The sequence below is a fragment of the Sphingorhabdus sp. EL138 genome (assembly GCF_900258045.1).
Lineage (GTDB): Bacteria > Pseudomonadota > Alphaproteobacteria > Sphingomonadales > Sphingomonadaceae > Parasphingorhabdus.
Genome location: NZ_OGVD01000003.1, coordinates 365,010 through 382,656, shown reverse-complemented (window position 1 = coordinate 382,656; position 17,647 = coordinate 365,010). Strand labels below are relative to the sequence as shown.

At 55.9% G+C, this 17,647-nt stretch carries 3 protein-coding genes; all 3 read left to right on the top strand.

Going from position 1 to position 17,647, the window contains the following annotated elements:
* The first annotated feature begins 608 nt into the window (after window positions 1-608).
* Genes DK507_RS07920 through DK507_RS07910 form a run of 3 tightly spaced genes read left to right on the top strand, consistent with a single transcriptional unit; the run spans window position 609 to window position 17,528 of the window.
* Window positions 609-15,056 carry an Ig-like domain-containing protein gene (locus DK507_RS07920; protein ID WP_109355837.1) on the top strand — a complete coding sequence of 4,816 codons (14,448 nt, stop codon included), beginning with the start codon at window positions 609-611 and terminating at the stop codon, window positions 15,054-15,056.
* 21 nt (window positions 15,057-15,077) lie between these two features.
* The gene (locus DK507_RS07915; protein WP_254054299.1) at window positions 15,078-16,565 is read left to right on the top strand and encodes a TolC family protein; all 1,488 of its coding nucleotides are present in this window, start codon (window positions 15,078-15,080) and stop codon (window positions 16,563-16,565) included.
* A gap of 9 nt (window positions 16,566-16,574) precedes the next feature.
* A complete protein-coding gene (locus DK507_RS07910; RefSeq protein ID WP_109355835.1) occupies window positions 16,575-17,528 on the top strand; it encodes an efflux RND transporter periplasmic adaptor subunit in 954 nt (317 codons plus the stop codon).
* The last annotated feature ends 119 nt before the right edge of the window (window positions 17,529-17,647 follow it).

Sequence of the window (17,647 nt, the reverse complement as noted above, 5' to 3'; positions counted from 1 at the left end):
TAGGCACCAAACAAGGGGCATTTATGTCTATATTACAATGCACTAGCTATAAGTCACGGTCCCTCTTCTGCACCAGCAGGCGATCATGCCTGCCAGTTGTGCTCGAAATTTTGGGTGCGCCAGTTCTATCCGTAACTCACTTCGGCATTTGGGCACGATGATTCGTGCAATTGTCAATCTTTTCACTTTTTTCGAGGCTTACAAGAAGAAGAGGCAGTTCTTCCAATAAGCAAACTTCAGTGAGCGGCCTGAAGCGTATGTTGAGGCGCGCGGTAAATTTGCTCGGTTGGAACATAATGAATCGGTGTGAGTTGAATGGCCGATTATGTCAAAATATGTATAAGTAAAATAAGCCCTTATAGGCTTAACGATGAAGTAAAAAAGTCGAATTTCATCTTGTTTGCAATGAGCCGTTTACAATGCACGACAGGTTGTAAACTCTGGCTAGTGTATGAAAAACAAAGATTTTTGGGGTTGCGACCCCTTGCGTTTTTCTGTTACTTGTCAAAAACAGCAGATGATCCTGGGGCATTGGATATTTGTGTTGCGCCACATTGTTTCGGCGCATTTACAATAGAATTTCAATCGTGCCTGTCCGGGAGATCTAGATGACCAAACAAACCAGGATTCCGCAAGCTCATCTGATTGCTTTGGAACCGCGGATGATGTTTGACGGGGCTGCGGTGGTAACGGCGGCCACAACTGTATCGACCGTCGATGTGCTGGAAAGCACTCCACTTGCTTCTGGTATTACTTTTAATGACAATAATAACCTTTCTGATGCGGCGGTGCCAAATATCGGCTTGGCTCCGTTGGCGGTTGCTGTTCGGGACTTCGGGACCCCCGATGCAGGGCGAGTCGATTTAGCCACTGTAAATGTTTCTCTGGCGGATGATCCAGGGGCCTTTTCTGCAGGTTTCGTCTCTGCTTCTGATGATAGCGACAACAGGGCCGTAGTGATGCTTGACGGCGAAACACCAGTCCAATTAGAGGCCATATCTTTTGCTGAAGCCGATCGCAGCGCGGATCTGCCGGTAGCGCAAGCTTCGCTCATGGCTCCTGTACATGATGATCCTGCAGCCGTACCGATCTACCCGGTTTATCCGGCGGCCGATGTTTCCAGCACTGTCGTCGCCAAGGAAGCGATTGTTGTGCAGGAAGCTCTGGGCGCTGCTCCTTTCAAGAATGCGGAGATTTCGGACTCTGTAGCCGGAACAGGCGCGGGCGGCGGTCTGTATCCCGACGCACTGCGGCCAGAGCGGGTAACCTATGACATCCGGGAGTCCGGAGTTAGGCCTGCCGATTTCCGGGACTATTTTATCATAGACGACAATGATTCCAGATCAGCCGTGCGGCCTATGTTCTTTGGCTTTGAGTCCTTCGTGGCGGAGAATGATCCGGTTGAACCGGGCGCAGCGACCATTGGGCAGGACTATATCTTCATCGATACCAATGTCGAAAACTACCAGGAACTGGCCGAGACCTGGGCGGGCAAAGGTATCATTGTTTTCATTGACGGTAATAGTGACGGGGTCGACCAGATCATGACCGCGCTCGCGGGTGCTGATAATATTGGCGCGATCCATCTGGTAAGCCATGGTGATGAAGGTGTATTCTGGCTCGGCACGACGCGGATTGATAGCGCGTCGGTATCTGGCGCACTGGCTTCATCCTTGGCGTCCATAGGGGCAAAGCTATCAGCTGATGGCGACATCCTGATCTACGGCTGTGAGGTCGGCGGTGATGCTGCGGGACAACAGCTTATGAATGCATTGGCCGCCGCAACCGGTGCCGATATTGCAGCTTCCATCGACGATACCGGCAGCATATTGCGCGGCGGTGACTGGACGCTGGAAAACCGGTTGGGCAGTGTCGAGGCGGCTTCACTGGTGGCGCGCGATTGGGATGGGTTGCTTGCACCTACATCTATATCAGCGCCGGCCAATTCACTGACCGTGCGCGATGCGGCGGGCAACATCATATCGACAGGTACGTTTAATTTTCCCGGCGGGCGGTCACCCGGGCAGACTACGGGTGCAACAGCAACCTGGGATGGCGTCGGCACGGTCGCTGGTCAATCCATTTCCATCCGCGCAACCATTGTTTCCATCACTGCTGGCGATACCATAAGATTTGACCGGCCGTTCAGCGGCAATGACGATCCGGGTTTCTTGTTGGTTAGCAATGGCGGACCGCTTGCCACAGCCGAAGTGCGCTGGGACATTTTCTTCACAGCCAGCGGTGCACCGGTTGAGATTGATGTATCGTACACAGTTGCTGATATCGACGGTGTCGCAGGACAACCCCGATCACGCGAATTTGTTACAGTCAGCACAGACACGTTGTCTTCTTTCCAGAATGCCGGCACGTCCAATATCGAATTTGATACGTCGGTTGCCGGAGAGGTAACCGCATCTGGCACACAGAGCCAGAACTCCAATCCGCCACAGTCACCATCTGCGGCACGCTTTAACTGGCTCGACACGAGCAATTTCACAATTACTTACAATATCGATCCTGCGTCCGGCGTTCCGCAAGCAGGCTTTAGCCATGATGGTGATCTCGATTTTAATCTCGGTAGTGGTGGGACAACCGTGTCCATCCCGCGGCTGGATCTGGATCGCAATGACAGCACGGCGAGTGGTTCGGCCTATGCCGGAACCTATGTCGAAAACGGGAATAGCGTTGGCATTGTCGACCGCGATGTTCGGATTACCAATCCTGATGGTCAAGTGGAAAGTGCCAGCATAACCCTCACCAATGCGCAGGCAGGCGACCGGTTGCTGGTGAATGGCTCCGATGCAGCATCGGGAACCGTGAGAGGCATCAGCTACACACGGACCGATACTGGTGTGGAGTTGACAGGCGCAGACAGTGCTAGAGACTATCGCCTTGCACTGCGCGCGATCACCTTTGAAAATACCACAGAACGGCCGTCTGAGGTGGACCGGAATATAACGATCAGTTTCTCTAATGCGGTGCTGAGCTCCAATGTGGCGACCTCCACCATCAGTGTCGTTGAGATTAATGACCCGCCAACGGCAGTCGATGATGCCACTCAGACGACCGATGAAAGTACAGCGATTAACAATATCAATGTGCTGGCCAATGATTTTGATGGGGATGGCGATACGCTGTCCGTTGTGTCCGCAAGTGCGCCCAATGGTACGTTGGTGATAAATGGTGATGGCACACTAAATTATGCACCGAATAACGGATTTTCTGGCACCGATACGGTCACTTACACGATCAGCGATGGACGTGGCGGCACTTCGACCGCGACGTTTGATGTGACCGTGGCATCAGTGAATGATCCACCAGTGCCGGTGGGCAGCCTGCCTTCACAATCCAATGTCGATGCGGCTCAGGGTATTTTTGTGAGCACCTCGCAAGGGTTTAGCGATCCGGACAATGGCTTTGGCGAACTCACCTACTCGGCAACCGGTTTGCCACCTGGCCTGTCAATCAATGCCGGTACCGGTGCGATTACCGGCACGATCGACAACAGCGCCAGCCAGGGCGGTTCCGGCGGTGTCTATAATATTGTCGTGACGGCAACCGATCCGGACGGAGAATCGGCAAACCAGAGCTTTGCCTGGACGATTACCAATCCGCCGCCGCAAGCCAATAATGATGGCGGCTCGACCAATGAAGATACGCCGGTTACCGTCAACGTACTGGCCAATGATCAGGATCCAGATGGCGATGCACCGCTCACGGTCATCGCGGCGAGCGCGTCCAATGGCACTGTAGTGATCAATGCAGATGGCACGCTGACCTACACACCTGACCCTGATTTTAATGGCAATGATGTGATCACTTATACGATCAGCGATGGTGAAGGCGGCACGGATAGCGCGATCTTCAACATGACCGTGGTCGCGGTGAATGACGGGCCGATCGCGGTTGGCACCTTGCCACCACAGACCAATGTGGATGCCGATGCGGGTGTGAGCGTTGCTACGGCCAGCGGCTTCACCGATATTGACGGTCCTTCGATCAGCTATAGCGCGACCGGTCTGCCGCCGGGACTGTCAATCAATGCCAATACCGGAGAGATTACCGGCACGATTGACAATAGCGCCAGCCAGGGCGGCACCAATGGCGTCTATATGGTCACGATCACAGCGACCGATTTTCAAGGCACGCCCGCAACCCAGACATTTGCATGGACTGTAACTAATCCAGGGCCGACAGCGGTAGATGACACGGCGTCTACCGATGAGGATACGGCGGTTACCGTCAATGTGCTTGCCAATGACAATGATCCCGATGGAGACGATCTGAGCGTTACGGCAGCAAGTGCGGCTAGTGGAACGGTGGTGGTCAATCCGAATGGCACCATCACCTATACGCCCAATGCAGGCTTTAACGGCACTGATACCATCACCTATACAATTAGCGACGGCGAGGGCGGCACGTCCACGGCGACCGTTGAAGTTACGGTTGCACCAGTCAATGATGCCCCAAAACCGGTGGGTGCCTTGCCGCCACAGGTCAATGTAGATGCCGATAGCGGGATCAGCGTGGAAACCGCAGGTGGTTTTACCGACAGCGATGATGCGACTCTTACCTACAGCGTGTCCGGTCTTCCGGCAGGGCTGGGTATTGATTCTGCCACTGGAGAGATTACCGGAACCATCGACCGTTCGGCCAGTCAGGGCGGCTCCAATGGTGTGTATATGGTGACCGTGACCGCGACGGATGCCGGCGGCCTGAGCGCTACACAGGAGTTCAGCTGGACCGTTATCAACCCCGCACCGGTTGCGGTTGATGACACCGCCACGACCAATGAAGACACGCCGGTGCTTATTGACGTTCTGCCCAATGACAGCGACCCGGATGGCGATCCGATCACTTTGATCGCAGCCGCAGCTTCGGTCGGACAAGCGACCGTCGTTGGCAATCAGGTCAACTATGTTCCGCCCGCCAATTTCAATGGCACTGCGACCATCACTTACACGATCAGCGACGGTGAAGGTGGCACGGCGATGGCAACCATTGAAGTCACGGTTGCGCCCGTCAACGACGCTCCAGTTGGTACGGCATTGCCGCCGCAGGATACCGAAGACGGGGCTGTCATTTCGGTTCCTGTCGCCGGGAATTTCTCTGATGTGGATGGTGATATGCTGACCTTCTCGGCGGCGGATCTGCCGCCCGGTCTGTCGATTGATCCGGATAGCGGATTGATTTCGGGAACGATCGATAACAGCGCTAGCCAGACCAATAGCGGCGTCTATACGGCAACCATCACAGTGTCTGATGGCAATGGAGGTACGACATCGCAGATGATCACCTTCAATGTCAGCAATCCCGGACCAATCGCGATCGATGATAGCGCATCGACCGACGAAGATGTGCCGGTCGTGATTTCGCCTCTGGCCAATGACAGCGACCCTGATGGAGATGACCTCACGATCACCGCCGCCAGCGCCCTGAATGGCAGCGTGGTGGTCAATGCCGACGGCACCGTCACCTACACGCCTAACCCGGGCTTTAATGGTACGGATACAATCACTTACGAGATTTCGGATGGTGAGGGTGGAAACTCGACGGCCGAGATCACGGTTACGGTCGCAGATGTCAACGACACACCGGTTACAAGTGGCAGCATTGGTGATCAGACTAATCTCGATAGTCAGGTGATCAGCTTGCCGGTCGCGGAGGCCTTTAGTGATCCCGATGGCGATACATTATCTTATACTGCAACCGGTCTGCCAGCCGGACTAACTATTGATCCTGCTACAGGGGTCATTTCCGGCACCATTGATCGCAGCGCCAGCCAGGTGAACGGCGGTGTCTATTCCATCACCGTAACCGCGGATGATGGTCGCGGCGGGACTGTGTCGACCTCATTTGAATGGACCGTCACCAACCCGGCACCCGTGGCGAGCAATGACAGCGTAACGACGGATGAGGATACAGACGTCAATATTGCCGTTCTGGCCAATGATGTTGATGATGATGGTGACCCGTTGACGATTACCGAGGCTGAGGCTGGTAACGGGACGGTGACGATAAATCCGGATGGCACATTGGCCTATTCGCCCAACGCCAATTTCAATGGTGAAGACACGATTATCTATACGATCAGCGATGGTGAGGGTGGATTCTCTACCGCGACCGTTACTGTCACGGTCACGCCGGTCAATGATGGTCCGACCACAGTGGGTCTGGCCAATCAAAATGGTGAAGATGGAGCATCTGTTTCCATTCCGACGGCACAGGGCTTTGACGATATTGATGGTGATGACTTGACCTTCACTGCTTCGGGCCTGCCACCATCGCTGACTATTGATGCAGATACCGGACTGATCACCGGCACGCTCGATTCCGACAGTTCGGTCAACGGGCCTTTTATTGTGACGGTTACGGCGACCGATCCATCGGGTGAATCGGTTTCGACAACTTTCGTCTATTCGATCCAGAATATCCCGCCCATTGCCGTCGATGATACAGCGACAACACCTGAAGACACACCGGTCACGGTTGCAGTGTTGGCCAATGACAGCGATCCCGATGGCGATCCTTTGACCATCACCGCGGCGAGCAGTCAGGATGGTACGGTCGTGGTCAATCCCGACGGCACATTGACCTTTACACCGGCAGAGAATTTCAATGGCGAAGCGCTTGTCACCTATACCGTTTCAGATGGTCAGGGCGGCGTTGCGACAGCGACGCTCACGGTAGATGTCGTTGCGGTCAATGATGCACCGGAATCCCTGCCCATTCCGGATGTCACCAATGAGGATAACCAGTCCGTTTCAGTCGACACCGGCAGCTTCTTCAGCGATCTGGATGGCGATACACTGACATTTGATGTCACTGGTCTGCCGACTGGCCTCAGTATTGATCCGGCGACCGGTATTATCAGCGGTACGATTGATCGTGATGCCAGCCAGCCCAATGGCGGTGTCTACTCGGTCACCGTCACGGGCACCGACCCCGACGGCCTGACCACCAGCCAGACTTTTACCTGGACGGTGACCAACCCTGCACCAACGGCGGTCAATGACAGTGCGACCACCGACGAAGACACGCCGGTTGATATTACGGTACTGACCAATGACACGGATCCGGATGGTGATCCTCTGACTGTGACCACGGCAACGGCGCTTAATGGTACGGTGACGATCAACCCTGATGGCACACTCACCTATGTACCGGATGCCAACTTTAACGGGACCGATACGATTACCTATGTGATCAGCGACGGCAATGGTGGCACGTCCACGGCAGCGGTCGCGGTGACCGTCAATGCGGTCAATGACGGACCGGTGGCTGTCGATGATGTCGCGACCACCAATGAAGATACACCTGTCACAATCGGCGTGCTCGGTAATGATACGGATATTGATGGCGATCCGCTGACAGTAACTGACGCGACATCACCGGATGGCACCGTGGTGATTAATCCGGATGGAACGATCACTTTCACGCCCAATCCGGATTTCAATGGGCCGACCACGATTTCCTATACCATCAGCGATGGCAATGGCGGCACGTCGACGGCAACGGTTGCGGTCACGGTTGACGCGGTCAATGATCCACCGGTGGCCAATATGGACAGCGCGACCACCGATGAAGATACGCCGGTGGATATTGCTGTGCTTGCCAATGACACGGATGTTGACGGCGATCCGCTTACGGTAACGGCGGCAGATGCGCCCAATGGCACGGTGACGATCAATCCGGACGGCACGGTAACTTATACTCCCGATCCTGATTTCAACGGAACGGATACGATCACTTATACGATCAGCGACGGACAGGGTGGCTTTGCTACATCAACGGTTGAAGTGACTGTCAATGCGGTGAACGACGCACCTGTTGCCACACCGATTGCACCTCAAAATGACAATGATGCGGATGTGATCAATGTCTCCGTCGCCAGCAATTTTACCGATGTGGATGGTGATACGCTGACCTTCGCCGCCACTGGCCTGCCACCCGGTCTTTCGATTGACGCGGCTGGCAATATTACTGGAACAATTGCCGCTGATGCGTCCCAAGGCGGCCCCGGTTCCGATGGCATCTACAGCGTGACGGTCACTGCGGATGACGGCAATGGCGGCACGGTGGATCAGATTTTTGTCTGGGAAGTCAATAACCCGGCACCGGTAGCTGCGGATGATACGGCGGCCACCGATGAAGACACGCCGGTGATCATCGATGTGCTGGCCAATGACAATGATCCCGATGGCGATGCGTTGAGCGTTACTTCGGCAACCGCATCCAATGGTCTGGTGACGATCAATCCGGACGGCACCATTACCTACACGCCTAATCAGGATTTCAACGGCACCGATACGATCATTTACACCATCAGTGATGGCAATGGTGGCACCTCGACAGCGACAGTCGAAGTCACGGTGGCCCCTGTCAACGATGCGCCAGTAGTCGATAGCCCGCTGCCCAATGTGACGGGCGTTGATGACGAAACGGTCTCTGTCCCAACCGCCGGCAATTTCAGTGATGTCGACGGCGATACACTCACCTTTGCCGCCACTGGTTTGCCAGCGGGGCTGAGTATCGATCCCGATACCGGCCTGATCACCGGCACGATTGATAATCAGGCCAGCCAGGTGAATGGCGGTGTTTATACGGTCACCGTCACGGCCGATGACGGCAATGGTGGCACGGTGTCCACGACCTTCACCTACACCGTGACCAATCCGGCGCCGACAGCAACCGATGACACGGCAGCCACCGACGAAGACACGCCGGTGATCATCGATGTTCTGGCCAATGATAATGACCCCGATGGAGATGATCTCACGGTTACAGTGGCAAGCGCGCCCAATGGTACGGTTGTGATCAACCCTGACGGCACGGTCACCTATACGCCCAATCAGGATTTCAACGGCACCGACACGATCACCTATACGATCAGCGATGGCAATGGTGGCACCTCTACCGCGACGGTTGAAGTGACTGTTGCGCCGGTCAATGATGCGCCGGAAGTTGATATTCCGATTGCAGACCTCAATAACGAAGATGCCGATGTCATCTCGGTCGATATCAGCGACAAGTTCAGCGATCTTGATGGTGATACACTGACCTTCACTGCAACCGGTCTGCCTGCTGGATTGTCGATTGATGCCAATGGGGTGGTCACCGGCACGATTGATAACCAGGCCAGCCAGGTCAATGGCGGCGTCTATACGGTCACGATCACCGCGGATGATGGCAATGGCGGCACTGTCGAAGGCAGTTTCACCTGGACGATCACCAACCCGGCTCCGACAGCTGTGAACGACGCAGCCACCACCGATGAAGATACGCCGAGCGCGCCGATTGCGGTGCTGGCCAATGACAATGATCCCGATGGCGATAGCCTGACTGTCGTCAGCGCGACCGCGCCCAATGGCACGGTCGTGATCAATCCGGATGGCACATTGATTTATACGCCGGCGACCAATTTCAACGGCACGGATATCATCACCTATCAGATTAGCGACGGCAATGGCGGCACCTCCACCGCAACGGTCGAAGTGACGGTAACGCCAGTGAATGACGCACCGACAGCGGACCCGCCGCTCAACAACCAGACCAATGACGATGCCGATATGGTGTCGGTTGATGTCAGCGGTAGCTTTGAAGATCTTGACGGTGATACACTAACCTTCACCGCGACCGGCTTGCCCGCAGGCCTGTCGATTGACGCCAACGGTCTGATCACGGGTACGATTGATCCGGATGCCAGTCAGGTGAATGGCGGCGTCTATACGGTCACCGTTACCGCGGACGATGGCAACGGCGGCACGGTGGATTCCGTCTTCACCTGGACCGTGAACAACCCGCCGCCCGTTGCCACCAATGACACAGCAACCACCCCCGAAGATACATCGGTCAACATAGCGGTGCTGACCAATGATAGCGATCCTGATGGTGATGCACTGACCGTCATTTCGGCCGACAGCAGCAATGGCACTATCGTGATCGAAGCCGATGGCACGCTCACTTACCAGCCTGATCCGGATTTCAATGGCACCGATACCATTGTCTATACGATCAGCGACGGCAATGGTGGCACGGCTACCGCAACCGTTGAAGTGACCGTGACACCGGTGAATGATGCACCGGAAACAGTCGGTCTGCCCGACCTGTTTGATTCGAACAACGAAGCAATCACGGTCCCCTTGGGATCGGCCTTTAGCGATGCCGATGATGCAACGCTGACTTACAATGTCACCGGCTTGCCGACCGGCCTGAGTTTTGACCCGGCAACCGGTCTGGTGACGGGAACGACCGGTGCGACAGCCTCTTCGGATGTGCCGAACGGGGAATATACGGTTACCGTGACCGCAACGGATGCGGCCGGGCTGAATGTCAGCACGACCTTCACATGGACCATCACCAACGAACCGCCCCGGGCGATAAATGACAACTTTGTCGGCACGGAAGACACGCTGATCAATCTCGATGTGCTGGCTAATGATACTGATCCGGATGGCGATCCCGGTACGCCAATTGTGATTGTCTCGGCCATTGCAACCAACGGCACGGCGGTTATATTGGCGGACGGCACAATCGACTTTACGCCTGACCCGGATTTTAACGGCACTGCGACCGTCACCTATACGATTGAGGATGCCAATGGTGAGTTTGCAACGGCCGTTGCGACTATCGTCATTGATCCGGTCAATGATGCGCCGGATGGTACGATCATTCCGGACCGTGACAGTCAGGATGGCGATGCCGTCAGCGTCGATTTCGGGTCACTGTTCAGCGACCCTGAAGGCGACACGCTGACCTTCAGCGCGTCCAATCTGCCCGCCGGCCTGTCTATCGACATGATGACCGGAGAGATTACGGGCACAATCGATCCGAACGCCAGTCAGGTGAATGGCGGTGTCTATCAGGTGGAAGTGACCGCCTCCGACGGCGATCTGGAAACGACACAAAGCTTTATCTGGACGATAACCAACCCCGGACCAACGGCCAATACGGACACGGCTTCAACGACCGAAGACACGCCGACCGCGCCGATTGATGTTCTGGCCAATGACAATGATCCGGATGGCGACACGCTGACTGTGACGACGGCCAGCGCGGACAATGGCGCAGTGGTGATCAATGCGGACGGCACACTGACCTACACGCCGGACGCTAATTTCAATGGCACCGATACTATCACCTATGTGATCAGTGATGGTCAGGGCGGAAGCTCCACTTCCACCGTGACGGTGACAGTGGGTGCCGAAAATGATGATCCGACGGTGACGCCGCTGGCGGCATTGGGCAATGCCGATGCAGATGTGATCGCGATTGATGTCAGTGGCAGCTTTGATGATCTCGACGGCGATATGCTGACCTTTACCGAGACCGGCCTGCCGCCCGGCCTGTCCATTGACGCCGCGGGCAACATAACCGGTACGATTGATCCCTCGGCTTCGCAGGGTGGCCCCAATGGCGACGGTATTTATAGCGTCACCATCACGGCCGATGACAGCAATGGCGGCACAGTCTCCAGCACCTTCAGCTGGACGGTCACCAACCCACCGCCAGTGGCCAGTGATGATGGCCCGATCGCGGTGACCGAAGACACGCCGCTGGATATTGACGTACTCTCCAATGATAATGATCCCGATGGCGATACGCTGACCGTGACTCTGGCCACGGCCGGCAATGGAACAGTGACCATCAATCCCGATGGCACACTGAACTATGCGCCCGATGCGGATTATAACGGCCCTGATACGATCACTTATACAATCAGTGACGGCAATGGCGGAACATCCACGGCGACGGTCGAAATCAATGTTGGTGCGGTCAATGACGACCCGGTCGCAAGCCCGATTGCACCCCGGAACGATGTCGATAGTGCAATAATATCCACATCGGTGGCAGCCAACTTCTCTGATGTTGACGGTGATGGTCTGACCTTTACCGCCAGCGGCCTGCCTGCCGGTTTGTCGATTGACGCCAATGGTCTGATCACCGGCACAATCGATAGCAGCGCGAGCCAGGCAAATGGCGGTGTCTATACCGTCACGATTACCGCCGATGATGGCAATGGCGGTACGGTCGATCAGGACTTCACCTGGACGATCACCAACCCGCCGCCCGTGGCTGTGAATGACAGTGCCTCAACGTCTGAAGACTTGCCGGTGAACATTCCGGTCCTTGCCAATGACAATGATCCCGATGGCGATATGCTGACCGTCACCACGGCGAGCGCGGCCAATGGCGTGGTCGTGATTCAGCCTGACGGTACAATTGACTATACCCCTGATCAGGATTTCAACGGCACCGACACGATCACCTATACGATCAGCGACGGCAATGGCGGCACCTCGACCGCGACGGTGACTGTCACCGTGAGCGCGGTCAATGATCCACCGGTTGCGGTTGATGATGCAACAGTGACCGATGAAGAGGTGCCGGTTACGATTCCGGTGCTCGCCAATGACAGCGATGTGGACGGTGATCCGCTGATCGTTGCCAGCGCAAGCGCGCCCAACGGTACTGTCGTGATCAACGCCGATGGTACGGTAACCTATACGCCTGATCCGGACTTTAACGGCAACGATACCATCACCTATGTGATCAGCGATGGTCAGGGCGGCACGGACACCGCAATTGTCAACGTGACCGTCAATCCGGTCAATGACGCGCCGGTCGCTGTCGATGATGTGGCGACGACGCCGGAAGACACGCCAATCACGCTCAACGTGCTCAGCAATGACAGTGATGTCGATGGCGATCCGCTGATCGTGACCGGTGCGACCTCGCCTGATGGTCAGGTGACGATCAATCCCGATGGCACGGTGACCTTCACGCCTGATCCGGATTTCAATGGCACCACGACGGTGACCTATACAATCAGTGACGGCAATGGCGGCACCGCGACGGCCACTGTGACGCTGACCGTTGATCCGGTCAATGATCCGCCGGTTGCAACACCGGATGTTGCCCAGACGAACGAAGACACGCCGGTGACTGTTTCCGTCCTCGGCAATGACAATGATGTTGATGGCGATCCTTTGACCGTTACAGCGGCCAGCGCGCCTAACGGCACAGTGGTGATCAATGCCGATGGCACGGTCACCTATACTCCGGACCCGAATTTCAACGGTGTCGATACGATCACCTACACTATCTCTGACGGCAATGGCGGTTTTGCCACGACCACCGCAACCGTCACCGTCAATCCGGTCAATGATATTCCGGTTGCTGTTGATGATACGGTTTCAACGCCGGAAGATGCGCCGGTTACGATACCGGTTCTGGGTAATGATACCGATGCTGACGGCGATCCTTTAACCGTGACCGAAGCAACCTCGCCCAATGGTACGGTGGTTATCAATCCAGACGGTACGGTTACCTTTACGCCCGATCCCGATTTCAATGGGCCGACAACGATCACCTATACAGTCAGTGACGGCAATGGCGGAACATCGACCGCCACGGTGACGGTCGATGTAACACCCATCAACGATCCGCCTGCAGTGACACCGGATGTTGCCGCCACGCCGGAAGACACGCCGATCAATTTGTCGCCGCTGGATAATGCGACGGATGTTGATGGCGATCCGCTGGTCATCTCCAGTGCAAACGCGCCCAATGGTACGGTAACGATCAATCCCGACGGCACAATCACCTATACGCCCGATCCGAATTTCAACGGCACCGATGTGATCACCTATCAGGTCAGTGACGGCAATGGCGGCTTTACCACTGCGACAATTACCGTCACGGTCAGCCCGGTCAACGATCCACCGGTGGCGGCCAATGATATTGCCGATACCGATGAAGAGCGGCCTGTGGTTATTCCGGTGCTGGCCAATGATGTTGATCTGGACGGCGATCCGCTGACAATAACCAATGTCAGCGCCGCTAACGGTGCCGTAGTGATCAACCCGGACGGTACGATCACTTATACACCAAATCTCGACTTTTTTGGTACGGACACAATCACTTATACGATCAGTGATGGCAACGGCGGTACGTCCACGGCAACCGTCGCGGTCACCGTCCGCAACGTCAATGAAGTGCCGGTCGATGGCGATGAAGAAGTCTTCGGCATTGGTGGCGCAGAAACGATTATCGATGTGCTGGCTAATGGCAGCGATCCTGATGGTGATCCACTGAGCGTTTTCACCGCCAAGGTCGATATCGGAACCGTTGTGATCAACGCGGATGGCACAATTTCCCATTTTGCTGACCCAGAATTTCAAGGTGTCGCCACGATCACTTATATTGTCAGCGATGGGCAGGGCGGATTTGTGGAATCCACTGCGACCGTTATCGTCACGCAGGCCAATGCCAATGTGAATGAATTGCTCGGCAATCCCGGCATCGGTTTTCCCGATAGCGAACAGCTTAATACAAGTCTGGATCCGATCACCGAATTTATCACGACGCCGCTGATCATCGACGACACGGTGAACAGTTTCCGGTCGCTTAATAACACGCCAGACTTGGGTGGCGATCGGCCGCTTCTCACTGCAGTCAACGGCCTGCGCTGGTTGAATGGAATGGGCGAGCTGGATGTCGATGGTAATCCGATTAATGATCTTGTCCGCCAGCTTGACCATATCCGAGACCTGCGTTTTGGCACCGACCGCCTGTTCGATCCGCGCTTTGGCGATTTCCTTGTCGAAGGCCTGACCGGCTTCTCGGTGCGCCAGCTATCGACCGGCAGCGACCAGGTGATGATTGAATCGATTGTTCGTGACCGGGTCATCTACATGGAAGTCCGCGATATCGGGGCCGAGAGCGATCCGCGCATCGTCGAATATCAGCTACGCACCCGCGACGGCAGCCCGCTGCCTGGCTGGATCCGTATGGATGCCCGCGGTCTTGCGATTATCGAACGACCAGTGGACGCGGAAACCGTTCGCCTGATCGTGCGGGCGATCCGCGCAGATGGTCAGGTCATTGAAATTCCGGTTATCGTTCAAGGGGCGACCGGTGAAATCCAGATTGATGAGGAGCGCGAGCTTTCTCGGAACATGAACGGTGCTGCTCCCCTGGGCAGTGCCATGGCAATGGCAGACGCCAGTGTCGCAGATGAAACAGCGCAGCTTCTCGCTGCGTTCAAGGCCTAGATAGGGAAGCAGAATATGCACATGAAACACACTCTGAGTATTTCGGCACTGGCCTTGCTGGCTGGTTGCGCGGTGAATCCCAAACCGCTCACACCATCACAAATTGATACCACGGCGCGGGAAAATATCGTTGCGGTGGATGCTGATCAGGAACCGGTGACCGCACCGATCAATCTTTATGAGGCGATGGCCCGGGCGCTCAAATATAATCTCGATTACAAGGTCGAGCTGATGGAAGCGGCGCTCAAGATGCGGGAGCTGAATGTGTCACGCTATGACATGTTGCCGCAACTGGTCGCCAATGCGGGCTATGCCGGACGGAATAATTTTTCTGGTGCCAGTTCGCTCTCGCTGATTACCCGGCGGCAATCGCTGGAACCCTCCACCTCGGCCGAGCGCGATATTTTTACCGCTGATCTGTCGCTGAGCTGGGACGTGCTCGACTTTGGCCTATCCTATGTTCGTGCGCAGCAAAAGGCAGATGGATTCCTGATTTCGCAGGAACGTCGGCGCAAGGTGGCCAACCGGATTATCGAGGATGTCCGCACGTCTTATTGGCGTGCTGTCAGTGCCGAGCGACTTTTGACCAAGCTGAAAGAGCTGGAAGGCAATGTCAGCACCACGCTCGACAATAGCGAAAGACTGGCCGAACGCCGCCTGTCGGCGCCGCTCACCGCGCTGACCTACCAGCGGGAACTGGTCCAGATTCAGGCGGAAATCCGCAAACTGCAGCGCGAACTGGTGGTCGCGAAAGCACAGCTTGCTGCGCTGATGAACCTGCGCCCCGGCACTGAATTTGCGCTGGTCCTGCCCGACCGGACAGAGACTTTGCCTGCGGTCCAATATTCGGGCGAGGACATGATGATGACCGCGCTGAAAAACCGCGCCGAGCTACGCGAAGTCAGCTATCGTCAACGGATCAATGCCAAGGAACTGGACGCGACACTCTTATCGGCTCTCCCCAGTTTCCGCGGCATATTGGGCGTGAATGTCGATTCCAATGACTTCCTGTTCAACAATAACTGGTTCCAATATGGCGCGCAGGCGAGCTGGAACGTGCTTAACCTGTTCAAACTCGGCCCCAAGAAAAAGGCGGTGCGGGCGCAGGATGACCTGCTCCGGCAACGCGAGCTGGCGCTGACCATGGCGGTGATGACACAGGTCCACGTATCGCGGGCGCGCTTTGGCCATTTGCAGGAAGAATTGCAGACCGCCGAACATCAGCACCGGGTGCAGGACAAGATCCTCTACCAGATCCGCGCTGGCCACAAGGCGGGTGCGATGAGCCAGCAAACCTTGCTACGCGAAGAAATGAACACTCTCGTGGCCGAGGTGAAATATGATATAGCCTATGCGGAGGCGCAAAATGCCTACGCCAATCTCTTTGCATCCATGGGCATAGATGATTTCGCGCCGGACCTGACCGGGCGAGAAGATGTCGGAACCTTGACCACATCCTTGACCAGCCTGTGGCAGGAACGTGAAGCGGCGATGAAGCTGGATCAATAGGAAGCCCTGATGAGCGACGAAACCGGAGACGGGATTCCGGACATAGAGGAAAAATCCAAGGCTCCATGGCTATGGGGTGGCGGTATTGCGCTGGCCGCGATCATAGGTGTGGGCATTGCCAGCAGCGGTGATGGCCCCAATTGGTCAAGCAATGAAGCGGCAATGAGCGCCGCGGAAGAAAAAGCGACAGAAACGACGGAGGCACAGGCGCAAAAGCCGGAACCGAAGTCTGACCCCGACGTGCGCGGGGTGATCAAGCCCAAGCAAGAATCAACCGTTGCATCGCGAATGACCGCGCGGATTACGTCCATGCCCTTTGGCAAGGGACAAAGTTTCCGCAAAGGCGCTCTGCTCGCGCAATTTGATTGTTCGGCGATCCGGGCAGAGCTGAGAGCCGCGCAGGCAGCGGCCAATGCCTATAATGTGACGTATAAAACCAACGTCGAGCTCGACCAATATGAAGCGATCGGTAAGAATGAAGTCGCCGTAGCCAAAGCCAATCTGGGCAAGGCCAATGCCGAGGCCAATGCGATCAAGGCCAATCTGACCGACTGCGCAGTCTATGCGCCCTTTTCCGGCACCGTTGTTGAAGAAATTGCAGGTCGCGGTGAGATTGCGGCGAGCGGGCAGCCGCTGCTAACGATCCAGAGCGGCGGTGATTTAGAGGTTGAGCTGATCGTACCGAGCAACTGGCTGACATGGCTGCGGCCCGGAGCCGACTTCACGTTCAAGATTGACGAAACCGGCGCTGACGTGACCGGCCAGATTACGCGGCTGGGAGCATCGGTCGATCCGGTGAGCAAGACTATCCGTGTGACAGGCAATGTCGACAAAACCGAAAGCCTTGTCCTGCCGGGGATGAGCGGTACTGGCGTGTTTGTGAAGCCGGATGCTAAGGTTGCTTCGAATGCTACCAGACAAACAGCGCCGCAAAAAACATCGAAACAACAGATTGAGGAATAGAGCAACGTGCTCCGCACTTGATGCGGAGCCCAGGTTAGACGGGCGTGACAGCCACCCTAGGCTCCGCATCAAGTGCGGAGCACCAAATTTGAAAATGGGAGCATAAAATGCTGAAGGAC